A 25487-nucleotide genomic window follows, 5' to 3' on the forward strand; every position below is an offset into this window, starting at 1 on the left:
GGCTAAGGAGCTAGCCATTGGCAACGGGCACAAAAAAGCGCAGCTAAATAGCTGCGCTTCGTGTTTTTACCATAGCGAAGTCAATGGATCGCTATCTTAACGTTGTGCTGCGCGTTGGCGATTCTTGCCGTTACTCGCAGGTTTACCACCTTGACCATTACCCGCTTTGTTACGGTTTGGCTTGCCATTCCCGCCGCCATTGCCTTGAGATTGCTGACTAGCAGGGGCTTTTTTGATGAAGCCAGTCGCTGGTTTATTACCATTACCCTGATTGCCGTTGCTTTGGCTACCTGTTGGCTTCTTACCACCCGGTTTAGGCTTATTGCCGCCAGGCTTAGAATGGTTACGTGGGCTTTCGCCACCAAGACCTGGTTGAGACTTACTGTGCTTAGTCGCAAAGCGCTGTGAGCCGTGACGACCAGACTTACGACGCTGCGCCGGTGTCTGAGCTTCAAAATCTTCTTCTGGTACTAGACAGTTTGCTTTGTCACCAATTAGGTGTTTTTTACCCATGCTGATCAGCGCTTCACGGATGATCTTCCAGTTTTCAGGATCGTGGTAACGAAGCAGCGCTTTATGCAGACGACGTTGACGATCACCTTTCGGTACAGGAACATCTTCACGCTTCTTATATTTCACGCGTTTCAGAGGGTTGGTCTCTGAGTAGTACATCGACGTTGCATTACACATTGGCGATGGATAGAAGTTCTGTACTTGGTCACACTCGTAGTTGTGCTTTTTCAGCCACATTGCAAGGTTAAGCATGTCTTCATCTTCTGTGCCCGGGTGAGCAGAGATGAAGTAAGGAATTAGGTACTGTTTCTTACCGGCTTCAGCGCTGTATTTCTCGAACATCTCTTTGAAACGATCGTAAGTGCCCATACCCGGCTTCATCATCAGATCCAGTGGGCCTTTTTCAGTATGCTCTGGAGCAATCTTCAAGTAACCACCAACGTGGTGAGTCACAAGCTCACGAACGTATTCTGGAGATTCAATCGCTAAGTCGTAACGTACACCAGAAGCGATCATGATCTTCTTAACGCCCGGTACTTTTCTCGCAGAGCGGTACAGGTCGATGGTGTGTTGATGGTCTGTGTTTAGCTTTTCACAGATTTTCGGGAACACGCATGATGGACGACGACAGTTAATTTCTGCTTTAGGATCTGAACAACCTAAACGGTACATGTTCGCCGTTGGGCCGCCCAAATCAGAAATAGTACCTGTGAAGCCCGGCACTTTATCTTTAATGTCTTCGATTTCATCCAAGATAGATTCTTTCGAACGGTTCTGAATGATACGACCTTCGTGCTCTGTGATTGAACAGAAAGAACAGCCACCAAAACAACCACGCATGATGTTAACCGAGGTTTTGATCATGTCGTATGCAGGGATTTTCGCTTTGCCGTACATAGGGTGCGGAACACGTTTATAAGCAAGGCCAAACACGTAGTCCATCTCTTCTGTGGTCAATGGAATCGGCGCTTGGTTAACCCAAAGTTCGCGATCACCGTGACGTTGAATCAGAGCACGACCTGAGTACGGGTTTGTCTCAAGGTGCAGAATACGGCTAGCGTGAGCGTAAAGAATACGGTCATTGTTTAGCTTTTCGTAACCTGGGATACGAACCGCGGTTGTTTTTGCGTCGTGACGAGAAGGACGAATAGTAATAGGTTGCGCTTTTACTTCTTCTTTTTCGTCTTTCTTAGTATCACACTGGGTTTCAACTTCGTAAGGGTTAACCGGAACGTACGCTTTGTTCGGCTTTTCGATACGAGAAGAGTCAATGATCTTGAAGCCTTCTGGGGCAGCAGGAAGATTGATAGCAGTACCGCGGATATTGGTCAGCGTAGACATGTCTTCGCCATCGGCAATGCGGTGTGCCACTTCAACCAGTGCACGCTCAGCGTTACCAAAAAGAAGAATATCTGCTTTTGCGTCAAACAATACAGAGCGACGAACTTTATCTGACCAGTAGTCGTAGTGCGCAACACGGCGCAAACTTGCTTCGATACCACCAAGAACGATTGGCGTGCCTTTGTAGGCTTCGCGACAACGTTGGGAATAAACTAGAGTTGCACGGTCAGGACGCTTGCCACCTTCGTTGTTTGGCGTATAAGCATCATCGTGACGTAATTTGCGATCAGAGGTGTAGCGGTTGATCATGGAGTCCATGTTACCCGCTGTAATGCCGAAGAATAGGTTAGGTTTACCTAGCTTCATGAAGGCGTCTTTATTGTCCCACTTTGGTTGCGCAATAATGCCCACGCGGAATCCTTGAGCTTCAAGAAGGCGACCAATGATAGCCATGCCAAAGCTCGGGTGATCGACATAAGCGTCACCAGTTACAATAATAATGTCACAGCTATCCCATCCAAGAGCATCCATCTCCTTTCTACTGGTAGGCAAAAAGGGTGCAGTTCCGTAGCACTCGGCCCAGTATTTTTTGTGTTCGTGAATAGGAGTGATATCGCTGTACATATTTCAACCTCTGATTTTTGAGGCGGGAATTATAGCGGCATGAGCCTAGACTAGCCAGTAGAACATGCCCCTGTTAGTTTTGATGTCTTTCGTATTTTTACGGTAAATGGCGACAGAAGAGCCATACATCAGCATAGTTGAAGCCTTGAATCTCGTCTCTAATTTATGATTTTGATTAGTGTTCGCACCAGTTTTTGATATTATTCGCGAAAATAAGTTTGAAGAAGTAGATCCACAATGGTCGAAACGTTATTAGTACAATTTGCTCCGATGCTATTAGGAGCCCAACTGATCTTAACCCTCATCTTAGTGAAAGGGGATATTTGCCCGGGACAACGTGGCCGCATTCACAAGATGTTGCCTGCAATTGGCGTGCTTTGGCTTGCCGTTGCCTCATTAAGAATTGAAGCATTTCTTGTCGTGTTCGCGATCTTTTATTTCTATTCTCAAGTTCAAACCAAGAAGACTCGAGATTCTGGCCCTATTTGGGTGATGTATTTAGCTTGTGGTTTAGCACTGTCATACGTTGCTATACAAGCGACGGAGCAAGCAACCACAGTCGGTATTATTAGCACTTTATTACTCGTGGTTTTATTGGGGGCAGCGTTTGGTCATTTACTGCTGACGATTGCAAGAACACGCTTACAGGCTTTTCACCGTGTTCTGCCCGTTGTTGGTGTGCTGACGGGGATGTTGGTGGTTTTGGCGACGGTCATCAATGTTTACTCTCTGTCTGAAGCGCAATTAGAGCCAATGATTTCAACTCTGCTGTTTAGCTTTGCTTTGCTAATCTCAGCTATCGTGGTGTGGTGTTGGCATTTATTGTTCGTTAAAACCCCTGAAAAGCTTCAGCTGACTATTTCATTGTTGATGTTATTGGCGGCGGCTGTTGGTTTAACGCCAGTTTGGGCGATGTAGGCGGTTACTGATCTCACAAGCCTTTCGGTGTTGAATCGAAAAAGTGTGATCTGTTTTTTAGCGTGGTGTTGGTAAGCGTTCTAAACTTAAATCTAGTCGGTGTGTTCGTTAGGAGTACGGGATGGATTTAAGCAACGTCAAAGGTTTCGATAGCATTATTTTGCTGGGAATCGTGAATGAAAAACTTCGCTTAGAATGCGATAGCTTTGAAGAGCTGATCAGTATGTATGAAATGGATATAGAAAGTGTCGTGGGCAAGCTTGATATGTTGGGCTATCAATACGACCCACTGACTAATCAGTTCAAGTCTTACTCAAGATAAGCTCACAATGAGAGTTTCTTCTATCGTGGATTAACACTCATTACCTGTTGTCGGTATTGGCAATAAAAAAGTCACAGATAATCTGTGACTTTTTTTGTTTCTGGCGCATATCTATCAGGTTCAACGCAGGCATAAACTAACCCAACAACGAGTCTCTTAAACGACCTCAATGCCATCTAGGTGACTCTTACTTTGCTGTCTTGCCGTGCTAAAGAAAGCTTGTAGGTAACGTTTGTCTTTTTCTGAGTTTCTTACCGCTGCGAACAACCTTCTTGAAAGCCCGTTACCCAATGGTTTACTGGCGATTAACCCTTGTCTCGAAAATTCACTGATTGCCCAATTTGGCAACGCAGCAACCCCTAAGCCTGCCGATACCATTTGCACCAGCATCAATGTGTTGTCTGCTTGTTTCCATTTCTTTGGTTCAACGCCTGCTGGTTGCAAAAAGTGTTTCACTACATCGAGACGCTGTTTTTGAACCGGATAAGAGAGCATCGTAATATCACTAAGATCTTGCGGTTCAATACTCGGCTTTTCGGCTAAAGGAGAGTTGATCGCGGTGATCAAACGCATCTCAAAATCGAAAAGCGGTTCGTAGTGAACTTCAGAACGGGGCTGTATATCAGAGGTGATCACCAAATCGAGTTCTCCAGCCATCAATGCCGGTAGAGGCTCGAACCCAAACCCTGACGAGAAATCTAAGGTCACGCTTGGCCAAGCAACTTGGTATTCCTTCAAAGCGGGCATTAGCCATTGGAAGCATGAGTGACACTCGATCGCCATGTGCAATCGGCCATTCACATCCTCTTTTAGGCTTGCGAGTTCGTTTTCAGCTTTGGCGATTTGTGGCTGTATCTCATCAGCCAGTTTTAACAAGATTTCGCCTTCCGAGGTAAATTTAACCGGCCTTGTTTTACGCAAAAAAAGCTGACCGCCAATTCGAGCCTCAAGGTCTTTCAACTGGTGAGAAAGTGCCGACTGAGTCAGATGAAGAGAAGTTGCAGTCGCGGTTAGCGAGCCGCTGTCTCTCAAGGTGGTCAATGTTCGAAGGTGTTTAAGCTCTATCATGAGTATTCCTCATATTCCCTAAGCTAATTCAATATTTCTTAATAATCACCCTACGGTGTTTTCTTTCATTTGTAAACGTCTGGATGTCCAGATGGATTTAATAAATTAGCGGTTAGATTATTAAAGATGAAAATTATTAATAAACAAGATGAATATTTGGACCTTGTTCATCGTTCAGATTAGGGAGATAGTTTAGCCATCCAGACGCCTTTGTTAAAAATGCAATCATTACAGGCAGTCTGACCGGAAATTAAAATTATCGAATAAGGAACACACACATGACGACAACAACGCATATTCTTGGCTACCCACGTATCGGTGAAAAACGCGAACTCAAATTCTCTCTCGAGAAGTACTGGCGCGGTGAGATCGATCAATCTGAGCTTAAGCAGATCGGCAGTGAATTAAGAAATCGTAACTGGAATGTACAAGCTGACGCGAATCTAAGCTTTGCAACTGCGGGTGACTTCGCATGGTATGACCATGTACTAACTACGACTCTACTTCTAGGCCACGTTCCCAAGCGCCATGCTGGTGGATCAGAAGATGAAAAAGCCTTCCCAGATTTAGATACCTTGTTCCGCGTTGGTCGTGGTCAGTCTCAAGTTCAATCTACTTGCTGCGGTGGTTCGCATACGTCGAATGATGTCACTAAAGACAGTTCAGCTGCTTCTGACATGACCAAGTGGTTCAACACTAACTATCACTACATTGTTCCTGAGTTCAGCAAAGATGACTCTTTTGAAGTAAGTTGGCCTCAACTGTTTGATGAAGTGAATGAAGCGATTAAAGCAGGACACAAAGTTAAGCCTGTACTCCTTGGGCCACTCTCTTACTTATACCTAGGCAAAGAAGTGGAAGATGGGTTTGACCGCTTATCTCTACTTCCTCGCCTTCTTACCGCGTATCAAGCCATTTTGGCAAAGCTTTCAAAGCTTGGCGTAGAGTGGGTCCAAATTGATGAGCCAATCCTGGCTTTGGAGCTTGATAATCAGTGGGTAGATTCATTCAAGCTGGCTTACCAAGTGATTCAAGGCGATGTAAAACTACTACTTACCACTTACTTTGATTCGGTCACAGATACATTAGATAAAATCGTAGATCTGCCTATCAACGGCTTACATATCGACTTAGTAGCAGCACCGCAGCAACTCGATGAAGTGGTTAATAAGTTACCGGAAGATTGGGTACTTTCTGCGGGTGCAATCAATGGACGCAATGTGTGGCGAGCTGACTTAGCCGCGCAGCTTGAGTTACTGCAACCTGTGAAAGACAAACTAGGAGATAAGCTTTGGATCGCAAGTTCATGTTCATTGCTGCATAGTCCTGTTGATTTGGAGTTAGAAGAAACGCTTAGCGAAGAAGTGAAGAGTTGGTTTGCCTTCGCAAAACAGAAAGTCACCGAGGTGAGCTTGTTGGGTGCGGCGTTAGACGGCGATCAAAATGCCATTTTGGCGTGTGAGACTTACAGCCAACCAATTGTTGCCCGTAAGAACGCGACTCATGTGAACAAGCCACAAGTTCAGGCTCGTATCAATACCATTACCAAAGCACTGGCAGAACGCAGTGCTCCATACGCAGAGCGCGCAGCGCATCAGTCTGAAGTTCTCGGGTTACCGCTGTTACCAACGACAACCATTGGTTCGTTCCCACAGACAGGAGAGATTCGTCTTCAGCGTAGTGCTTACCGAACTGGCAAACTGAATGAAGCGGAATACACAACCGCATTGAAAGGTCATATTGCTGATGCTGTTAAGCGCCAAGAAGCCTTAGATTTGGATGTGCTTGTGCATGGTGAGGCGGAACGCAATGACATGGTGGAGTACTTTGCAGAAAACCTAGCCGGCTTCCAAACCACTAAGTTTGGTTGGGTACAAAGTTATGGCTCTCGTTGCGTGAAACCGGCGATTGTGGTTGCGGATATTGAGCGTGAAAAACCAATGACGGTCGAGTGGTCGACTTATGCTCAATCTCTAACTTCAAAGCAGATGAAAGGCATGCTCACAGGGCCAGTGACTATCTTATGTTGGACATTCCCACGTGAAGATATCTCGCGTAAAGAGATCACTAACCAGCTGGCATTTGCGCTGCGTGATGAGGTGTCTGATCTGCAAGACGCAGGAATCAACATTATTCAAATCGATGAGCCTGCTATTCGCGAAGGTTTGCCTTTGAAAAAGCGCGACCATGCAGAGTACTTAGAATGGGCAGTGGATGCCTTTAAGATCTCAGCGGCGAGTGCTAAACCAGAAACTCAGATTCATACCCACATGTGTTACAGCGAGTTCAACGAGATCATTGATTCAGTGGCCGCGCTAGATGCCGATGTGATTACCATTGAGACTTCTCGTTCGAACATGGAACTACTGAAAGCGTTTGAAGAGTTTAACTATCCGAATGCGATTGGACCTGGCGTTTATGATATTCACTCGCCAAACATCCCTTCAGAAGAGTGGATTGTTGATTTACTTAAGAAAGCGGCAGAAAAAATACCTGCAGAACGTTTATGGGCAAACCCTGATTGTGGGCTGAAGACACGTAATTGGGCAGAGACAGAAGCGGCACTCACTAACTTAGTTTCGGCGACGAAGACACTGCGTAAAGAGTGGGAATCAGCTGAGGCATAATTCAGTCTAAGATTTGATTGACCCTCTACTCCACGATGACCCACAAAAAAGGCCTCGCATTTGCGAGGCCTTCTGGTTTTATACTTGTTCGAATCTCGAATCTCGAATCTCGAATCTCGAATCTCGAATCTCGAATCTAGCTGCTGCTCTGGCAAGTCTCTTTGCTGATCAGCTTTTCAACCATCAGTTGTCCGCGAGTATTGCGAATTTTGATGTTGTAAGCTAAGCCCATGTCGAGGTTAGCTCTTACTTCAGAGTTGGTGCAGTAGCTATTCACACTCATATCTACAACTTGGTTTAAAGGCTTAGCACCTTTTGCATCTTGGTTGTAGATCATCATGATTTCGACGACAGTATTTTTTGCTAGCACACGCATGATAGAGAGTGGACCATACTCAATAGGTAGGCCGGCAGATAAAACGCCCGCACGATGGTGAGCCATCATCTCTAACTGTCTTTGTTTGTCTTGTTCACTTGATGAGCTGCAGCCTGCGAGTAGGGCAATAGCCAGTGACCCAATAATCCATTTTTTCACGTTAAAATACTTTCTTGAATGGTTTAACAATTACATTCTGGTAGACACCAGCAGCGATGTACGGGTCTGCATCAGCCCATGCTTGTGCGTCTTCCAAAGAGTTGAATTCAGCAATAACAGTAGAACCAGTGAAGCCTGCTTCGCCAGGGTTATCGGAGTCAATTGCTGGCATTGGACCTGCTGTTAACAGTCGGCCTTCATCGTGAAGTGTTTGTAGGCGTTCTAGATGTTGTGGGCGAACACTTAGGCGTTTTTCTAATGAGTTTTCGACGTCTTGAGAAAAAATCACGTACCACATGTTGAGATATCCTTATGTTACTTCACTGAATGAGAGCGATTAAATTAGTTATCTGGCTAATTTACGCGAACTAATCGGTATTGGAAGAGTTAATGATAAGAAATTGTGAATTGGTGCGAGGTGAATTGGTACGAGAGAGTTGTATGGTCTTTAGTAATTTCATTTGCTGAAACTAAAGACCATTTGCGTTAATGGCTTAATGAAAAACGTTATTTGTTGATTGAGCGAGGTTTACCGCTTTCGTCCACGGCAACGTAGTTGAATGTCGCGCCACATACCTTGTAACGATCGCCAATACCGTGATCAAGTACCGGCTTAACCCACACCTCTAGGTCGATATTCATCGAGCTACGGCCAATCTTGGTGCAGTCGCCATAAACACAGACCACATCGCCAACCGACACTGGCTGTTTGAATTCGATGCTTGATACTGACACGGTGACTATCTTGCCGTTAGAGATCTCTTTCGCCAGTATCCCGCCAGCAAGGTCGAGCTGAGACATTATCCAACCACCGAAAATCTGGCCTGCTGCATTGGTATCAGAAGGCATCGCCAAAGTGCGAAGAAGTAAAGAACCAATCGGGTTCAAAGTTGATTGAATAGTCATTGTTGTACTCTTAATGGTATTGATTGTTTTAAATTTAAATAGATGTGTTTGCGGGGTTCGCGGTGGTCGTATTTTTAACGTATTCACCGAACACAAACAATCAGTGGCCAATGATCACGAGTATCATTGGCCACTGTTAAATCGCATATTGATAATAATTGTATCAAAAAGGGGATGAGGACTCATCCCCAAGGGTTATTTCTCGTCGGTATTTTTACCGGAGAGATCTTGTTGCTTATCGTCTTGTGTTTCTTGATCTTTTGACGGAAGCGTGTCTTTTGGTAAATGTCTATAGATATAAACGCCCGTTAGCAAGGTAAATGCAAAAGTAGCGATTAGTAAGCCAAACACTTTGAAGTTGACCCACACATCCAATGGCAGGTTGAAAGCAACGTAAACATTGAGGATCGCACACAATGTGAAGAACAGAGTCCAAGCCCAGTTGATCTTGCCCCATACTGCTTCAGGAAGAGAGATCTCTTTACCCAACATGCCTTTAATCGCTGATTTTCCCATTAGGTGACTGACTGTAAGGCCGATAGCAAATAGCGCATAAACGATGGTCACTTTCCATTTTATGAAGTTGTCATCATGCAAAAAGATGGTCATGCCACCAAATACGGCAACCATCAAGAATGTGATGATCTGCATTTTCTCTACTTTCTTGTAGATGATGTACGTCAAAATGATTTGTACTGCGGAAGCAACAATCAATGCACCTGTAGCGGTGTAGATGTCGTACATCTTGTAAAGCGCAAAGAAAATAATGAGAGGAATGAAATCAAGAATTTGCTTCATGTGGCACTGACTATCCAGTTAGTTGAGTTGCAGACAGTCTAACCAAAACTGTCTCGATGCTAAATAGCTCGAGACAATTGGATGCCAATTAATTACATCTAACCGTTTTGACAAGTTTAACCCCAATAAAGGATTGAAGCGCCTAATCGAGATTAAGAACGTTATTGCATTGATGTGGTTTGATAGCGAGGTATTAGCTTCTTGATGTCTTCAAGGTAACCTTCGCTCTTTAAACTGTCTAAGGTATTCTCGAGCTCTTGTTCACTCATGGCAAAACATGTCGATTTGCCGGTCGTTAGGTCAAGGTATTCGTGATATTCACGCTCTGTGAAGTGGCCAATTCTGTCCATTAATAGGGTTTTAATTCCATGGTGAATTAAGCCGTAATATGTATGTCTTTGTAAGGTCATAGCCTATCCTCCGTGACAAGCTGCAATGTTATTGGTGCAACCTGCTGTATATTGGTTGGGTTATCTATGACAAAGCAATTCGAATGCCATTTTATCCATTGGGATAGAATTTCTGACGTAAAAAGTTGAATTAATTTTCTTTTCAACTAGTTAAAGAAACGTCCGTTCTAAACTCTAAACACCAATACGTAGCTACCGGAAAATAGTTTCATTTTGAGAACGGTAAAATTCTCATTATGACGCTCTACTGCCGCTAATAAAGGGGCCTACCAACGATGATTGCCGCTAATCGACGAGCCAATCAACCAGCGTAGATAAGGATGTATTTTGTCGATTCTTGGGTTGCAGTAAGAAGTAACCATTTCCAGAGAAGACACTGCCTTCACTCACTTTCACCAATCTACCCAAATCAATATCTTGCTTGGCCAGCGTTATGTCGCCTATGGCAATACCAAACCCTTGAATGGCGGCGTTCATCGCTTGATCGAGCGTCGCGAATTGTTGGTTGTTCTTGCTTGAAAGGTCATGACTTCCTATGTGCTCTAACCAAAGTCGCCAATCACTCTGCTCATTGTTGGCGTGTAACCAAGTGTATTGAGCGAGCTTGTGTGGCTTGATGATAGTAGAAGCGCTACTTACAAGATGGCTTTGCGTAATGCTTTGCGCTTGGCAGACCGGAGCCAGTTGCTCGTTGAACAATAACTGGCTCACTATCGATTGTTGGCTTGGCTTCTTACCATAGGTGATTACGGCGTCAAACGGGTCAAAGCTTGGTTCAAAAACGTGCTTGATGGTCGACGTGAGTTCGACATCAATTTCAGGATAGGCTTGCTGAAAAGACATCAACTTGGGTAGCAGCCAAGAGGTAATACAACTTGGTGCGTTGAGCTTGATCTTCGATGGAGAACTGGCAACTTGATTTAACGCCGATTGCAGTTGTTGGATGGTATCTTGAATCAGCGGAACCAGTTCTTCTCCCTTAGGTGTTAATGACAACCCGCGAGCATGTCGGTAGAAAAGATCGCACCCGAGACTTTCTTCAAACGACAATACCTGACGACTCACTGCACCTTGCGTAACATTCAGCTCATGTGCCGCTCGCGTAAAGTTGAGATGCCTTGCCGTAGACAAAAACGCGAGCAAGGTTTTGGTTGAAGGAAGTGTGCGATTCATATCTTTACCTATGAGTTTTTGTCATGACTATTATGTGATTATTTCGATTCATTTATCAATAGTGTTCTGTTTAAATGTAAATACTTAATCATCATTTGTGATTCAATATGTGTATAGGTCACATTTATTGAATATAAAGGCAATGATGAAGACATTGTGATTTTGTGAAAGGGATAGCTTCTTGACATCTTTTATTGATAGCTTAGTACCTCAGGCTGTAAAAAAATTAATACCTTATCAATCGGCAAGAAGAATTGGTGGTGATGGACGTGTTTGGTTAAACGCCAATGAATTGGAAAGCTCGCTGTTTCAAGGAGAAGCAAGTCACAACCGATACCCAGACTTCTTACCACAAGATATTGCTAAGGCTTACCAAGATTACTGTGGCACTGATGCCGCGACGGTTGCTGTCCGTGGTGCAGATGAAGCGATTGATTTGCTGATCAGAACATTCTGTAAGCCGGCGAGCGACAACATACTTATCTGTTCTCCAACCTATGCGATGTATGAGTTTTGCGCCGATGCATTGGCGATTAATACTTTAGACTCTCCATTGCAGGAAGACTTCAGCCTGAACGTCGCTGATATCGTGAATAAAGCGGAATTGGCTAATATCGTGTTTCTTTGCTCACCAAACAACCCTACGGGCAATGTGATCCCTAAATTGGATTTGATTCAGGTACTGGAAGGCACGATTGGCAAGTCGCTAGTGGTGGTCGATGAAGCGTATATCGAATTTGAACCACAAACGTCAGCGGTGAGCCTTATTGAGCGTTATCCGCATTTGGTTGTGATTCGCACCTTGTCTAAGGCGTTTGGATTGGCTGCGGTTCGATGTGGCTTTATCTTAGCGAGTCAAAATGTGATGCAGTATGTCGCGAAACTGATCCCCCCTTATCCAATGCCAGATTGCTCATCTCAAATAGTGCTAGACGCATTGTCTGATGAACGAATTGCGTTGATGGAAAGCGCGACGTTAAAGTTGGTTGAATTGCGTAATCGGTTTGCTTGTGAGCTAACGCGGTTTGAATTTATAGAACAGGTTTACCCTTCATCGACTAATTTCGTTTTGCTACGTCAAAAACCGGGGCACCATGTGTTTAGCGTATTGGCGAAGGATGGCATTGTGACAAGGAATCAAAACCACGAACCTGCTTTGCGTAACTGTGTTCGAATCAGTATTGGTAGCCAAGAGAGCATGCTAGAAGTGATAACGTCACTAACACGCTACCAAATCGAGCTACAACAGACTCAACAAGATCAGCAAAAACGACAGCGTCAACAAGATCAATATATAGAAACTCAATCTCAACTCGATAAAGATCATATCTAGGATGGCAATGATGAAAAAGATAATACTAGGACTCGCTTGTGCGGCCGCTTTACTTGGTACAACGGTACAGGCGAAAGAAATCCGTTTGGCGTCGGACTTTACGTATCCGCCATTCAACTATAAAAACAGTGACGGTGTGCCTGTCGGGTTTGATATTGAGATAGCTGACGCCTTGTGTGAGCAAGCTAAACTCGATTGCACGTGGGTATCGCAAAGCTGGGATTCGTTGATTCCAAGTCTATTGGCGAGAAAATCAGATGTGATCATGGCTTCGATGCGTATTACCGAAGAGCGTAAGCGCAAAATCTTGTTCACCGATAAGTACTACCAAACTCCAGCCGTGTTTGTTGCTGCTAAGAGCGCCGAGTTCAGCATTGATGAGGCCGGCTTAGCGGGTAAAACCATCGGTGTTCAGCAAGGTACGATTCACGATCGCTACGTAACCGACAAGTTTGGTGATGTGGCAAACATTAAACGCTATACCGGCCAAGATGAAGTTTATCTGGATCTGCAAAATGGTCGTCTAGATCTAACCTTTGGCAACTCGGATCAACTGTCATTAGCTTTCTTAGATAAAAAAGAAGGTGAGGGCTTTGAATTTAAAGGTAAAGCAGTAACCGACAAAGCCTACATTGGCGAAGGTACGGCTTTAGCACTAAGAAAGCAGGATTCAAAACTGGCGAAACAATTCAATGCCGCGATTGAAGAGATTAGAGCAAATGGCACCTATGATAAGATCGCAGCGAAGTACTTCACATTTGATATCTATGGCGCTGATTTGTAATTCGCCTAGCATCTGAAAGTAGAACACCAAAAACATCCGAAGGCTGTGAGGCTCTCGGATTTTTATTGGCTCCAAAAGACCATTGTTTAAGTGTTTAAGTGTTTAAGTGTTAAGTGTTAAGTGTTAAGTGTTTAAGTGTGTAGTTGGGAAGGGGAGAAGAGACGTACAAAAAAAGCCACTCGACTGAGTGGCTTAGTGCAAGGAAAGTAGGCAGTGCCTTGCGAACAATCGTAACTAATGATCTGATTAGTATATTTTATTCCAATCAGCAATCGTCACATCGCTATTGTCGTAATTGATAGCTTCTGCTGTAACCTTAGATATCTCATTTAATAATTGAATATCTTCTGCGTCCGTCACGGTTACTGGAGCAACAATGACCGAGTTATTTGATTTTACCTGTAGTGAGTAAGAGTTATTCGTTAGAACACCGTTGGTTTCCACTACCGATAGCCCGTTTAAGCTTAGGGGATGAGCTAGGGAATACTCAGCAATTAAATTCGCGGTTTGTAACTCTTCAGCACTGAACTTCACACCTTTAAAACCATCGTAATAGTAACGGCCATGGATCAGGGAATCTTCGAATTTGAATGCATCAACGAATAGAGATGTAGCCTTGTTAGGGGCCTTTGTCTCATAGTTTACTTGAACAAAGTATTCGGTTTCGGTTGAATCTTCACTTACGAAACCAGGAATTAATTTGCCTCCAGATTCGACAGCACTTGAAGCGACTGACACTGTACCGTAGCCAGACTCGGCGCGGCTCTCAACTTTAAACTTCTCGTTGTCACTATTACAGTCCTGACATGCCACGTTGATAAACTTTGAATACGCTTGCGTAGGATCTGAGGAGTTTTTATTAACTTGAGTACGTCTAAACAGACCTGTTCCAGGAGTGTCATCGCTTGATGTTTGATAGAAAGTAAAAGACTCAAATTGCTCTTCGGGCTCGTCACTGAAGTTATAACTGTTTTCAAGAATGAAGACGAGTTCACCGCCAGTGTTACCTACGTTTGAGCTGTAAGCAATGATCTCTTGGGGAATTGAGGATTCAAATTCTGATTTTGCGGTGCTCTGATTTAACTTGGGTGCCCAATCATTTGGATCTTGGCATTCGCCTTTGGATGCGAAATAGATAATAGAGACGGGGAGCGTAGTGATACCATTTTTTGTGCCGTATTGATCGACAACATAATCAATACCCGGCCAATTCTTCGCTTCTACGTTTTCTGCAATACAGAAATCCATCACCTCTTTATCGACACCTTGTGTCTTAGGGTTTTTCTTCAAGTAGTCAACGACAAAGCCGACTTCTTGAGATGCGTCGATCAACTCCTGTCTAGTTTCCAACGGAAGTTCCGTGTTCTGCGAACCCGTAGTCAAAGATGTTAGCAATCCAGTTGGGGAGGTTTTTAATTGCTTAACATTTGTTGCGTCCATATAAAGCGCAGCAGAGTCAAAAAATGACGCTTTAAGCTTAGTTGTAATCATTTCATCAATGCTACTACGCATGTTCTCACCGACTTCATGAGCACCATTGTAGTGGGCGTTAACGATAGATGAAGAGAATAGGCTTATACAAATGGTTGAAGCTAAAACGGTTTTTTTCATAATACAAATCCTTCAATATCTATTGTTTAACTTGACTGAATTTGGTCGGTGTAGAGATAGATAGGCTCGTCTTTCCGACAGGCAAGTTCATAATCGTATTAACGCCTTCTGAGCTCAGTTTTTTTGATTGCAAATCTACCTTGTTCAGTTTTTGGTTTAGAGTAGATTTAGTCGCGGTAACTTGCTGGGTTTTAGGCTTTGAAGTGGTGGTTGATTTTTTTGAACTATCTCCCCCGCAGCCGATCAAAGCTATAGGTAATATAATTGCACTGATATGTAGAAATTTAATCATTGTTATGGGACCTCATATAACATCGGGGAGACCAACCTAGTAGCTGATTGGGTTATTAAGCTTTGTATCAACTGCTTACAATTCATTTTATAAGTCATACTGCCAAAACGGAGCAACCGATTGCGTTAAACAGAAGTTCCATATTGTTCAGTGCAAATTGGTGAGTCGAGACTGTGAATAAGATATAAGGTGCACTAATTAATAAAACTCTAGGTTATTCATGTTCCGCGCTTTTAATCTACTTTCTCTAATTATCCTGGCTTCTTCCGTATCTTTTTACGTTAAGGCTAGTGGTTCGATTACAATCGGAGTTCAAACCTCAGGATTTTCTCCGTACGTTGTTGTCCAAGAGGGGGAGGTTTCGGGATTATTGCCTGAATTGACCGGTTTCTATGCAGAGCGTGAGTTGAATGGCTTGGAGTTTGTCGGTTTTCATTCTCCGTCGGATCTAAATAACGTACTTAAAACTGAACAAGTTGATGCCATTATTACGGCTGAACAAAATGTTTCTAGTAGCGGTGTTATTTACTCTAAACCTATCTTATCTAGTCGAATGGTTAGCCTAAGTAGTGAGCCTATTGAAAGCCACTTATTAATGAAGGGACGAAACCTGGCTTATTTTGAAGACTCGAGTAACGCGTCTTCTGTGAAATCGCTTCTCCCATTTTCTTCTTTTAAGTCATATTCATCCTATCAAACCGCGATTGCTGCTGTAGCTCGAGAGAACGCGTTAGCCATTGTTGATGATGGAGTGTTACTGCACAACAAGTTAATGAATAGCCCCTATGAGTTATTTTTGTCGGTCAACTTACATGATGGTTTACCCTTAAATAATTATGTTATTGCCTTGCTGGATACGCCTGAAAATAGGAAGTTGCTGGGTATTATCAATAACGCTATAAACCAAGATAACTCAAGCAAGCTTGTTAATATTCGCAAAAAGTGGTTGAACGAAATACAAAGGCGTCTTCTGTTAGTCGTTAGTAAAAACAAGCTGCTATTAACTGAAAAAGAACAGCAGTTCCTGCTTCTCAATCCGAACATATATGTATCATCTGAGACAGACTCGAAGCCTATTTCTTTCGAGAATAGTGAAGGTAAGCCAGATGGTATTTCAATTGATATATTGAGTGAAATATCCCGACTTACGGGGTTAAACTTTATTTACGACAACGACCTCGATTTACAGGGCAACCAAGCTCATCCAGTTTCTCTTCCAGTAATTCATACTAAGGCGACACCTTCTACTGGTGACGATGAGCATCACCTCTATTCTAAGCCTTTCATGGTTGAGCCGTGGGCACTGGTTGGTAAAAGTGATACGAGTAAATTGGCGGTATTCGGTGAGTTAACGAAGAGCTCCGTTATTGGAACTATAAACGACAGTGTCGGAATAGAGCTTGTGAAACGCTATTGTGAGGCTTGCCCAATTAAGACCTATAGCTCTGAGTTGCTTTTGCTCGATGCCGTGGATACAGGAGAGGTAGACTCAGCGATGCTTTCGCTCTATTTAGCGTCTCCTCTATTACAGGGCCAGTATTCAGGGTACTTACGTGTAACAAGCCTGCTATCTAAAGAAAACGATATTCCAGTCGCCTACAGTGTCGAAGCCGACCAAGAAGTGCTGAACAATATTATTAACAAAGCGCTGTTCGCTATACCTCATCACAAGTATCAGCAGATCAAGAAGCATTGGTTGGATGTGTCTTATGAATCAGGCGTGGATACGGCAGATGTTATCTTGGGTGCTGCCATTTTAATCTCTGTAGCATCGGTGCTCATTATGCTTGTAATGGCATGGAGCTGGAAACTAAGACGTGAAGTTGAAGATCGAAAGCGAACTGAATCCGCTCTCAAACATCAAGTGGAGTTCGAGCGTTCATTGTTGGACGCAATGCCGTTTCCTATTGTTGTGCGTAACTTGGATAACCAGATAATCAGTCTGAACAGTGCCGCGCAGCAGCTTACTGGTTTTGAGTTAATCGAAGGAACCATCGTTAATAACTCCGATGAAGACACAATGATCCATCACGGGGTTGTTTTACCTCGCTTAGAAAAAGAAGTCGTTTCGCCGCAAGGCAGTAAACACTACGCGTATTGGAAGTGCCCTTATATCTCCAACGGGAATATCGAAGGCTCAGTGACCATTCTTGATGATCTTACTGAGCTTTACGAAGCGAAAAAAATTGCAAAAAGTGCCGATGACCGAGTACAGAAACTGGCGAACAATTTGCATGGCGCGGTTATACAGCATATTCAGCCCAAACGAAGTCTTCACGATATTGAATTCGTCTTTATTAGTAATGGGGTAGAGGAGCTTTTAGGGCTTACTCCTGCTCAATTGCGCCGCTCTCCAATTAGTTTTTTCGCACCGCTTAATGCTCAGGATCGTCGAACCTTAATTAAGAAGGTACGTAGTGGAAATAAAGAGGGAAAACTAAGCCTCGATATTGGAGTGAATATTGATAACCAAAACCGATGGCTCAATTTGCAGAGCAAGATTTCTGATCTTGGCGATTATTATGAATGGGACTCTGTTCTTACTGATATAACAGAGCTTAAACAACAGCAAGAAGAGCTAACACAAGCAAGACAAAGTGCTATCGCCGCAACTGAGGCCAAGTCTCGATTTTTGGCAAACATGAGTCATGAAATCCGCACTCCATTGGGAGGGATTGTTAGCTTGTTGGAATTGTCAGAGCAATATGAAGTTGGTTATGAAGTTCAGAAAATCCATACAACGCTGAGTCAATCGGCGAATAACCTACTGCATATTGTTAACGATATACTCGATTTCTCGAAAATTGAAGCCGGTAAGCTGACCCTAGATTATCAGCCTGCAAGTCTAGATACATTGACCCTTAGAGTGACTCAGTTGCAGGCGAGGCAAGCTCACGCCAAAGGGTTACAGTTCAAATTTTGGTTAGACCCTGAGTTGAATGATTTAGTCTTAATGGATGATATTCGTATTGGACAGGTTTTAAATAACTTGTTGAGCAATGCCATTAAATTTACAGAATATGGAACCGTAGGTTTAGCGGCAAAGTTACTCGACCTGGATGGTGAACAGCAACAAATTTGTTTCGAGGTGTTTGACAGTGGCATCGGTATCAGTGAAGAACACATTCGAAACCTATTCCAACCTTTTGTTCAAGCCGATGAAGGAACCACGAGGAAATATGGTGGTTCAGGCCTTGGTCTGACTATCTCGAAGCAACTTATTGAACAAATGGGTGGCAGTCTTAACGTAACGAGTAAGATCAACATTGGTTCAACGTTCTCTATTACGCTGCCGCTTAAAACGCTCGCTGAAAATAACAGGGCGGACATGAATGGCAAGGTGGCGCTACTTACCAAAACGTTCATGCAGCAATCTGAATTAGAGAACTATCTAACATCTTGGGGTATTAAGGTTATCTCAAAGAATGTTCAGGTGACTAAAGAGCTCGCACACTGGGTCGATACCATTGAGCCTGATTTTGTGTTTATTCCTCATGAGCTAGATCAGAGCATTGATACGTTCGCCGAAAGCGTGCAGTTTATTTGTGTCAGTGAACAAGGAATGCTTTCGCCGGCGCCATGCAAATTGGGCTGGAATCTGTCAGCAAACCCATTGTTGCCTTCGCAGTTGATGCACTGTTTGCACAACTGTCCTGCGTTTGTGGAAGATGTTGTCCAAGATGATAATAATCTGAAATTGAGTACTGAGTCGCGCGAGTCTGCCAAACAGAATCAAAGACTTATCTTAATAGCGGAAGATCACCCAATCAATCAACAGATAATTCTTCAACAAATTGAGCAATTAGGTTTCCATGCCGATATGGTAGATAACGGCAAGGAAGCACTTGTTGCCTTAGATAATGAAGATTATGGGCTGCTAATTACCGATTGCCACATGCCTGAGATGGATGGCTACGAATTAACGAGGCAGATCCGAGTAAAAGAGCAGACCCAAAACCAACCTCGTCTTCCGATCATTGCGTTAACCGCAAACGCTGTGCAAGGCGAAAATGATAAGTGCTTTGAGATTGGTATGGATGACTTCTTATCAAAACCAACCAAATTAAGGGTGATTGGCGACACCATAATCAAACATCTTGATAAGGTGCAATCTGTTGTCGATAAGCCTTGTATTAGTTCCTCGGAGCCTAAAAGTGAGCCGAGCTCTGCTCCGATTGATCTCGCCAACTTAACCGAATTGTTTGGTGACCAAGATCTCGTCATGCAGATCATCACTGACTTTATCAAGAGCCATCAAGCTGACATGCCTCTGCTTCAAGCTGCGTGTGAACAGCGAGATCTCGAAGCCATTAAACAGGTAGCTCATAAGATGAAGGGAGCTGCAAAAATGGTAGGCACAGAGGACATTGCCAATCAATTGCAAACAATGGAATTGGTCTCCTTAAGTGACTTAGATGGTATTCAAGCACATTACGATAACCTCGAACAGCTGACGAACCAATTGAAGACTTATTGTTCAGAATCAATCAAACCATTTAAGGAGCTACCATGAACCAGCATGTTGTAGTGATAGAAGATCACCCTTTTCAATTGAATGTAATGGGGATGGTTTTAAAGAGTTTGGGTATGGAAAATGTCCAACCTTTTGAATGTGGATATAAGGCTCTAGAGTTTATTGAAGCCTCTTCTGTCGATTTGATCTTATGTGATCTGAATATGCCGATGATCGATGGTATCGAACTCCTAAAACGCCTTGCTGAGGCCGATTTTCAAGGCAATATCATCATCACAAGTGCGGAAAGCAAAACAGTGCTCGATGCCGCAAGGAAGATGTGTAAAGCGTTTAACCTGAATTTGCTTGGTGTTCTTGAGAAGCCAATAGCAAAAGAGTCGCTGTCAAAGTTAATTAACCTTAACTCTACAAAAGAAGCGGCTGCTTCTAATTCTAATAGCGACATCGTTATTACGGATGAAGACATAGCAAAAGCGGTAAGCAACCAAGAGTTTATGTTCTATTACCAACCGATAGTGTGTATCCATAGTGGTGAATGGCGAGAAAGTGAATCGCTAATTCGATGGCAGCACCCTCGTTATGGCGTACTCAGCCCTTTTTTCTTTTTGTCTCGGTTACTTGAGTCAGGAAAAATGGGAGAGGTGATGAAGTATTTAATCAATCAAGCGATCAATGAGAAGTCATTTCTCGGAGAGCGGAGATTTGCAATAAACCTGACAGTTAAAGATATTATTGACGGTGATATTGTTGATTATATCTTCGCTTTGATCGACCAAGGTGAACTTGAGACAGAGCAGATAAAATTGGAATTAACAGAATCTGATTTAGTTGAAAGTGTCGCTCTTGCTTTAGCGTCCACCACGAGGATATGCATGCGCGGTATTCCCCTGGCGATTGACGACTTTGGAACAGGTTACTCTTCACTCAAGCAATTAGATGACCTGCCATTTTCAGCACTGAAACTGGATATCGACTTTGTGAAAAACATTCAGAGCAGTCGTTCAAGCCATGCCATTGTTCGCGCTACTCTCTACTTGGCTCACTTATTAGAACTGAGTACGGTTGCTGAAGGGGTTGAGGATCATTCTCTTTGGATGGACATTCGTGAAATCAGTAATGTCGACACATTGGTTCAGGGCTATTTTATCGCTCGTCCAATGCCCGCTCGTAAACTATTAGAGTGGAAAGAAGACTGGGACAGCAAAATTAAAGAGCTGAACTTAATTAAAGAAATTAAATAAGCGGGCTTTGAACATAACGGTAAATTTGTTTAGTGAATGTGTTCGCTATTAAATATGAACAAACGTTACCATCAGCCACAACCAGCGCTAATGAAAAAACCTTATGCTATTGTCTCGCTATATCAACATTAAAGTACAGTTTATTGTACTGCTCTCAATAATATCTCTTAGCCTAGCTGCCATTATCTCAATAAATGTCTTTATTCATAATGATAATAGTCAGCGCCTAAAGCAGTTAGAGTCAAGTTACTACCCTGCACTTGAGCATGCGACGAAAATATATTCTCTTTTACCTAACGTGAAGCAACAGTTCGAAGCTGCTGTCGTGATGGAAGATGAGCAAGCTCTCGATTTTGCACGTCAAATTTCTTCTGAACTGCAAGTTGAAGCGAGTCGTGGTGCCGATGTTTTACCTTCACAAGCGACAGCTTTTAATAAACTGTCACAACAACTAGCAAGGTACACGGATTCTGCGTACGCGCTGAGCGAAGATTTTATTAATCTCAATGACTCTTTCGAGAGCCTGACCTCCAGAGCGAACCAACTTAGCACTGAATATGATTCATTAGTTGCGTTAAGCGAGACGTTACGTGCATCCGCGAGTCAGAAGGTCGTAGACACTATCTTGCACTCTGAAAAAGCCGCAAACGACGCTGCGAATCAATCTATTTGGTTAGGTGTGTTCTTTTTGATCTCTGTGATTTCGGTTGGTTACGCAATATTCAAATCGGTTATTAGCTCAATATTGCTTGTGACAGAAAAGATGAAGGCGATTGCGACTGGGGATGGTGACTTAACGGTACGCATCGACTACGCAGGAAAAGATGAGATATCAACGCTTGTTGAGAGTTTCAATCAATTCATTGAAAAGCTACAAGGCATTATCGCGAGTACGTTAAGCATTGGACACGAGCTTGAGGTTGTCAGCGACAAGATTCGTAGCGAGTCGAATCAAACCTTGGCTCTAAATAGCACTCAACGTGATCACATCGAAGAGGTTACCGAGGCGGTCAATAACATCATCGACCTCATAGAACAAGTTGTTAACTTTGCATCGCATGCAGATTCTCAAGCTCAAAAAGCCAATTCTAGTGCTCAAACAGGAACACAAGTGGTTCTTAAAACGAGTAAAGAAATTGAAGAGCTTGCGACAAACATCCGTGATACGGCCTGTAAGTTGAAAGAACTCGATCAGAATGCAAGCAATGTTGGCTCAATACTAAACACAATACAAAGTGTCGCTGAGCAAACGAATTTGTTAGCACTAAATGCTGCAATTGAAGCTGCGCGAGCTGGTGAACATGGCCGAGGCTTTGCTGTTGTGTCCGACGAAGTGCGCGTGTTAGCGAACAATACTCAACAATCCGCAACAGAAATTAATGCCTTGTTGGTCGACCTTAAGTCCGGCTCTAACGCTGCTGTTGGCGCTATGGACCAAGGCTTAGCGAGCTCGTCACAGGCGGTTGGAGACGCGCAAAACGCGGGTGACTATCTATTAGAAATTAGTGGCCAGGTAGAAGAAATTACCGAGCTCAACAAACAAATTGCAAGTACTACAGAGCATCAAGCTCGTGCTTCAAAACAAATCCACACCCATATGGATGATTTTAGACAGTGCTCTCATCAAGTGTCTCAGTCGACAGATCAACTCGAAGCTCTAAGTCACCAACTGAGTGGCATCGTTACAGAGCTGAGTAAATCAACATCACAATTTAAAGTATAACGGAGAACAACAATGACTAACTCCTCTTTTCGCTTATTGCCGTTAGCGGTAGCACTTGCGACTTCATTCGCTGCACACGCTACAGATGAGCAAAAATTGGCTGAGCTTGAAAACAAGGTCGCTATTCTTGAAGCAAAAGAACTAAATTCAGTCGCTGATAAGTTTAACTTCAACGGTTTTGCGTCTTTGAACATGCAACTTGGCAACCATAGCCATGGTTTCATGAAGTCAGAAAACAAAGTACGCTTTGAAGAAGGTTCTCTAATTGGTTTGCAGGGTGAGTTTGAAGTTAACGAATCTACTTCAGCTGTAGTGCAAATGGTTGCTCGAGGCACTAAGAAAGAAAACTGGACACCGGATGTTGAGTGGGCATTTCTAAGCCATAAAGTAACACCAAACCTGACACTTCGTGGCGGTAAGCTACGTCTTCCTCTTTTCATGTACTCTGACTACCTAGAGGTGGGTTACGCTCAAACAAGCGTTCGCGTACCTAGCGAAGTATACGGCCCAGTCGTTCTTACATCACTGACTGGTGGGGATTTCATTTACGATATTGAGTTGGAAGATAGCACAGCATCATTCCAAGGGTTTGTAGGAGCACAAAAGCTTTCAGCTTCTAAGCATACCTATAGTGCCGATACTCAGTTCGATGATATCGTTGGTGGGGTGATCAACTGGACCGACGACACTTGGACATTACGTGCGGTTTACGCTCAAGCAACAGTTAGCTCAAGCACTAATTGGATCTTAGATAATGACCCACTAAATCTGGGGAATTCGTATGAAATGCAGAATACTAAATTCAATGATGAAAAAGCGAAATTTTACGGTATTGGTGGTCGATACGACAACGGTAACCTAGCGCTTGTTTCAGAAGTGACTCGCACTACAGTAGAAGGTTTTTACCAAGATGTAGATGCAGCTTACCTGACAGTATCTTACCGTGTGAACGAATTCACACCTTACGTGACTGCTGCGCATATGGAGACAACAGACGATGCTGAGCGCAATGGCCAAGTGAAAAGTACAGGTATGAAAGCGCTATTAGGCACCGGAAGCCCGAATGATTACAAGTCAGCAAAATACGTTGCAAGTGGCTTAAATGTTCAACGCACAACTTACAGCATCGGTACTCGTTGGGACTTTATGCCTAATATCGCGCTGAAAGGTGATGTTAGCTACCTAACCAACTTCGGTTCAACTAATGGTGGTGTTAACGCATCTTACAAGAACGAAGACAACATCTTGTACACAGTTAAAGTTGACGCGGTATTTTAAGGAAGAGAATTATGTTTAAAAAAGCATTGGTAGCCGCTGCTCTTCTTAGCAGCATGAACGCTTTCGCTGGTTTGGTTGTTGTTGGCAACCCATCAATGAATGAGCTTGACGCTTCAACAGTTAAAAAACTGTATCTAGGTAAAGCAAAGTCTCTACAGATTGAAGCGGTAGACTTGGAAGACGGTCACCCACTTAAGGGTACTTTTCACCAAGCAATTACAAAGAAGACAGAAGCACAGCTTCAAGCTTACTGGGCAAAGCGAGTATTTACGGGTAAAGGTCAACCACCTAAAGCTGTAGGTCAAGAAAGCTTAGCGAAAGACATGGTCGCTAGCTCTTCAAACAAAATTGCTTATATCGATGACTCTTTAGTTGATAGTTCAGTTAAGGTTCTTCTAAAGCTTTAAGCTTTAAGCTTTAAGCTTTAAGCTTTAAGCTTGAGCTATAAAATAAAAGCTTGAGCTATAAAATAAAAGCTTGAGCTGCAAAGTAAAGGCTTTTCGTGTGGCGCTCTAATAGGGCGCCACTCTTACATTGGCTTACATACTGCTCGAACTCTCTTACTTACCGCTTACACTCGCTTGTCAATTTTCTATCCTATTGTTTTATAAGGCAATCTTACTGGTTGTTTTTTGTTCTGTTTTCTAAAAAATCCAAATTTTTTATATTTTTATTCATTTAGTTTGTTTGATATAAAAATGGGCATGTTGAGATTATTTGGTTGAGTTATAGAATGCGCGGGTAATATAAACAAATAGGTGAGGATACAATCTGATGCTAAATGACAAAAGAACAAAAATCTTGAGCTCAGCAGAAAAGCTATTTATTTCTCAGCCTTATAGTAAAGTTTCAATTCGGTCTATTGCTAAGTCTGCGGGTGTAAGCCCCGCGTTAATTCTTTATTACTTTAATAACAAAGAGCAATTGTTTGATCAGCTCATCGAAGAGCATACAAGTCGTTTTCAAGAGCAGTTCTCAAAGTATCAGAGAGTGGATGGAATACAACTACAACACTTACTTTCTGAACTTATCGAGTTTTGGGAAGCTTCGCCTAACATCTTTTTACTATTCACTTTTGGCGGAAGTTCATACAATTACGAAAATGTTCAACGCCTTAAAGAGTCTAAGTTTGGTTACACCTACAATAAGACTCTTGAAAATCTTCTTTATTTAGTTGATGGCTGTAACGAGTCAAACTTTCATTATTACCAGATGCTAGTTACGTCGTTAGTGTCTCAACCATATTTAGCAAACAAGCAACAAAAATATAACAATGACAACTCTACGTTTAACCTTATGCAATACCAAGAGGTTATAGCTAGCTTATTTAAAGAAGAGACTCGCTTTGCTTATTAAATAACTGCTTATTAAATGAATTATTCGTAAGTTACATTTTGGGTTTTTAAGTCTTAACTCCTAATTCCTCAAAAACTGACACGAAAAAACGCCGCTCATTTGAGCTAACACTGATCATTTAAGCATTTTCCTGATCAGTTGAACGATCCTACAGATGGTT

21 protein-coding genes are annotated in these 25487 nt (G+C 43.0%); 11 read left to right on the forward strand and 10 right to left on the reverse strand.

All coding sequences use genetic code 11. The features are described 5' to 3' along the window. Positions 1–96 precede the first annotated feature (96 nt). Complete coding sequence (locus tag ACED53_RS10490; protein ID WP_032499246.1) at positions 97–2385, reverse strand: YgiQ family radical SAM protein; 2289 nt, start codon at positions 2383–2385, stop codon at positions 97–99. Between the two features lie 330 nt (positions 2386–2715). Between ACED53_RS10490 and ACED53_RS10495 the strand changes: the two genes are divergently transcribed. Beyond that, a complete protein-coding gene (locus ACED53_RS10495; RefSeq protein ID WP_009846420.1) occupies positions 2716–3396 on the forward strand; it encodes a hypothetical protein in 681 nt (226 codons plus the stop codon). Between the two features lie 121 nt (positions 3397–3517). After that, on the forward strand, positions 3518–3718 hold the full coding sequence (locus tag ACED53_RS10500; RefSeq protein WP_009846421.1) for a DUF4250 domain-containing protein: 201 nt from the start codon (positions 3518–3520) through the stop codon (positions 3716–3718). A gap of 156 nt (positions 3719–3874) precedes the next feature. Here the strand turns inward: ACED53_RS10500 and ACED53_RS10505 are convergent, their stop codons facing one another. After that, positions 3875–4786: a LysR substrate-binding domain-containing protein gene (locus ACED53_RS10505; protein WP_017101041.1), complete on the reverse strand. Its 912-nt coding sequence runs from the start codon at positions 4784–4786 to the stop codon at positions 3875–3877. 278 nt (positions 4787–5064) lie between these two features. On the opposite strand from ACED53_RS10505, the gene metE reads away from it, so the two are divergent. Further along, positions 5065–7413, forward strand: coding sequence for a 5-methyltetrahydropteroyltriglutamate--homocysteine S-methyltransferase (gene metE / locus ACED53_RS10510; RefSeq protein WP_017101042.1), 2349 nt, complete (start codon positions 5065–5067; stop codon positions 7411–7413). 136 nt (positions 7414–7549) lie between these two features. On the opposite strand, the gene ACED53_RS10515 is transcribed toward metE, so the two are convergent. The 6 genes from ACED53_RS10515 to ACED53_RS10540 all read right to left on the reverse strand — a co-directional run bounded on the left by ACED53_RS10515 (position 7550) and on the right by ACED53_RS10540 (position 11235). Beyond that, entirely contained in the window at positions 7550–7948 is a 399-nt protein-coding gene (locus ACED53_RS10515) for a GspS/AspS pilotin family protein (RefSeq protein ID WP_029223165.1), read from the reverse strand. 1 nt (position 7949) lies between these two features. Then, complete coding sequence (locus ACED53_RS10520; protein WP_012603655.1) at positions 7950–8246, reverse strand: YciI family protein; 297 nt, start codon at positions 8244–8246, stop codon at positions 7950–7952. Between the two features lie 209 nt (positions 8247–8455). Beyond that, complete coding sequence (gene yciA / locus ACED53_RS10525; protein WP_009846426.1) at positions 8456–8854, reverse strand: acyl-CoA thioester hydrolase YciA; 399 nt, start codon at positions 8852–8854, stop codon at positions 8456–8458. 195 nt (positions 8855–9049) lie between these two features. Further along, on the reverse strand, positions 9050–9652 hold the full coding sequence (locus ACED53_RS10530) for a septation protein A (protein ID WP_017101043.1): 603 nt from the start codon (positions 9650–9652) through the stop codon (positions 9050–9052). Positions 9653–9813: 161 nt separating this feature from the next. After that, positions 9814–10062: a hypothetical protein gene (locus tag ACED53_RS10535; RefSeq protein WP_012603658.1), complete on the reverse strand. Its 249-nt coding sequence runs from the start codon at positions 10060–10062 to the stop codon at positions 9814–9816. 285 nt (positions 10063–10347) lie between these two features. After that, positions 10348–11235 carry a LysR substrate-binding domain-containing protein gene (locus ACED53_RS10540; protein WP_009846429.1) on the reverse strand — a complete coding sequence of 296 codons (888 nt, stop codon included), beginning with the start codon at positions 11233–11235 and terminating at the stop codon, positions 10348–10350. A 181-nt stretch (positions 11236–11416) separates the two neighbouring features. On the opposite strand from ACED53_RS10540, the gene hisC reads away from it, so the two are divergent. Then, entirely contained in the window at positions 11417–12568 is a 1152-nt protein-coding gene (gene hisC / locus ACED53_RS10545) for a histidinol-phosphate transaminase (RefSeq protein WP_017101044.1), read from the forward strand. A gap of 10 nt (positions 12569–12578) precedes the next feature. Then, positions 12579–13352, forward strand: a complete 774-nt coding sequence (locus tag ACED53_RS10550; protein ID WP_017061505.1) for an ABC transporter substrate-binding protein — start codon at positions 12579–12581, stop codon at positions 13350–13352. Positions 13353–13598: 246 nt separating this feature from the next. On the opposite strand, the gene ACED53_RS10555 is transcribed toward ACED53_RS10550, so the two are convergent. After that, a complete protein-coding gene (locus tag ACED53_RS10555) occupies positions 13599–14963 on the reverse strand; it encodes a hypothetical protein (protein WP_009846432.1) in 1365 nt (454 codons plus the stop codon). A 19-nt stretch (positions 14964–14982) separates the two neighbouring features. Beyond that, positions 14983–15255, reverse strand: a complete 273-nt coding sequence (locus tag ACED53_RS10560; RefSeq protein WP_009846433.1) for a hypothetical protein — start codon at positions 15253–15255, stop codon at positions 14983–14985. Between the two features lie 370 nt (positions 15256–15625). On the opposite strand from ACED53_RS10560, the gene ACED53_RS10565 reads away from it, so the two are divergent. The 6 genes from ACED53_RS10565 to ACED53_RS10590 all read left to right on the forward strand — a co-directional run bounded on the left by ACED53_RS10565 (position 15626) and on the right by ACED53_RS10590 (position 25327). After that, entirely contained in the window at positions 15626–19768 is a 4143-nt protein-coding gene (locus tag ACED53_RS10565) for an ATP-binding protein (RefSeq protein ID WP_371692612.1), read from the forward strand. Continuing rightward, a complete protein-coding gene (locus tag ACED53_RS10570) occupies positions 19765–20970 on the forward strand; it encodes an EAL domain-containing protein (protein ID WP_017101046.1) in 1206 nt (401 codons plus the stop codon). The genes ACED53_RS10565 and ACED53_RS10570 overlap by 4 nt, the downstream gene beginning before the upstream one ends. Positions 20971–21073: 103 nt before the next feature. Beyond that, a complete protein-coding gene (locus tag ACED53_RS10575) occupies positions 21074–22693 on the forward strand; it encodes a methyl-accepting chemotaxis protein (protein ID WP_009846436.1) in 1620 nt (539 codons plus the stop codon). A 12-nt stretch (positions 22694–22705) separates the two neighbouring features. Next, the gene (locus ACED53_RS10580) at positions 22706–23971 is read left to right on the forward strand and encodes a hypothetical protein (protein WP_017101047.1); all 1266 of its coding nucleotides are present in this window, start codon (positions 22706–22708) and stop codon (positions 23969–23971) included. Positions 23972–23982: 11 nt separating this feature from the next. Further along, on the forward strand, positions 23983–24378 hold the full coding sequence (locus ACED53_RS10585) for a phosphate ABC transporter substrate-binding protein (RefSeq protein WP_009846438.1): 396 nt from the start codon (positions 23983–23985) through the stop codon (positions 24376–24378). A 367-nt stretch (positions 24379–24745) separates the two neighbouring features. Continuing rightward, the gene (locus tag ACED53_RS10590; protein ID WP_009846439.1) at positions 24746–25327 is read left to right on the forward strand and encodes a TetR/AcrR family transcriptional regulator; all 582 of its coding nucleotides are present in this window, start codon (positions 24746–24748) and stop codon (positions 25325–25327) included. Positions 25328–25487: the final 160 nt, after the last annotated feature.

Source organism: Vibrio sp. 1F169, assembly GCF_041439605.1.
Classification (GTDB): Bacteria; Pseudomonadota; Gammaproteobacteria; order Enterobacterales; family Vibrionaceae; genus Vibrio; species Vibrio tasmaniensis_A.

Excerpts from the sequence above, each read along its gene's own strand:
- ACED53_RS10520 (WP_012603655.1), bottom strand. The coding sequence starts at position 8,246 with ATGTGGTACGTGATTTTTTCTCAAGACGTCGAAAACTCATTAGAAAAA.
- ACED53_RS10550 (WP_017061505.1), top strand. The coding sequence starts at position 12,579 with ATGAAAAAGATAATACTAGGACTCGCTTGTGCGGCCGCTTTACTTGGT.
- ACED53_RS10580 (WP_017101047.1), top strand. The coding sequence starts at position 22,706 with ATGACTAACTCCTCTTTTCGCTTATTGCCGTTAGCGGTAGCACTTGCG.
- ACED53_RS10540 (WP_009846429.1), bottom strand. The coding sequence starts at position 11,235 with ATGAATCGCACACTTCCTTCAACCAAAACCTTGCTCGCGTTTTTGTCT.
- ACED53_RS10555 (WP_009846432.1), bottom strand. The coding sequence starts at position 14,963 with ATGAAAAAAACCGTTTTAGCTTCAACCATTTGTATAAGCCTATTCTCT.
- ACED53_RS10490 (WP_032499246.1), bottom strand. The coding sequence starts at position 2,385 with ATGGATGCTCTTGGATGGGATAGCTGTGACATTATTATTGTAACTGGT.
- ACED53_RS10505 (WP_017101041.1), bottom strand. The coding sequence starts at position 4,786 with ATGATAGAGCTTAAACACCTTCGAACATTGACCACCTTGAGAGACAGC.
- ACED53_RS10560 (WP_009846433.1), bottom strand. The coding sequence starts at position 15,255 with ATGATTAAATTTCTACATATCAGTGCAATTATATTACCTATAGCTTTG.
- ACED53_RS10570 (WP_017101046.1), top strand. The coding sequence starts at position 19,765 with ATGAACCAGCATGTTGTAGTGATAGAAGATCACCCTTTTCAATTGAAT.
- ACED53_RS10500 (WP_009846421.1), top strand. The coding sequence starts at position 3,518 with ATGGATTTAAGCAACGTCAAAGGTTTCGATAGCATTATTTTGCTGGGA.
- ACED53_RS10530 (WP_017101043.1), bottom strand. The coding sequence starts at position 9,652 with ATGAAGCAAATTCTTGATTTCATTCCTCTCATTATTTTCTTTGCGCTT.
- metE (WP_017101042.1), top strand. The coding sequence starts at position 5,065 with ATGACGACAACAACGCATATTCTTGGCTACCCACGTATCGGTGAAAAA.
- ACED53_RS10585 (WP_009846438.1), top strand. The coding sequence starts at position 23,983 with ATGTTTAAAAAAGCATTGGTAGCCGCTGCTCTTCTTAGCAGCATGAAC.
- ACED53_RS10535 (WP_012603658.1), bottom strand. The coding sequence starts at position 10,062 with ATGACCTTACAAAGACATACATATTACGGCTTAATTCACCATGGAATT.
- ACED53_RS10590 (WP_009846439.1), top strand. The coding sequence starts at position 24,746 with ATGCTAAATGACAAAAGAACAAAAATCTTGAGCTCAGCAGAAAAGCTA.
- ACED53_RS10495 (WP_009846420.1), top strand. The coding sequence starts at position 2,716 with ATGGTCGAAACGTTATTAGTACAATTTGCTCCGATGCTATTAGGAGCC.
- ACED53_RS10575 (WP_009846436.1), top strand. The coding sequence starts at position 21,074 with ATGCTATTGTCTCGCTATATCAACATTAAAGTACAGTTTATTGTACTG.
- yciA (WP_009846426.1), bottom strand. The coding sequence starts at position 8,854 with ATGACTATTCAATCAACTTTGAACCCGATTGGTTCTTTACTTCTTCGC.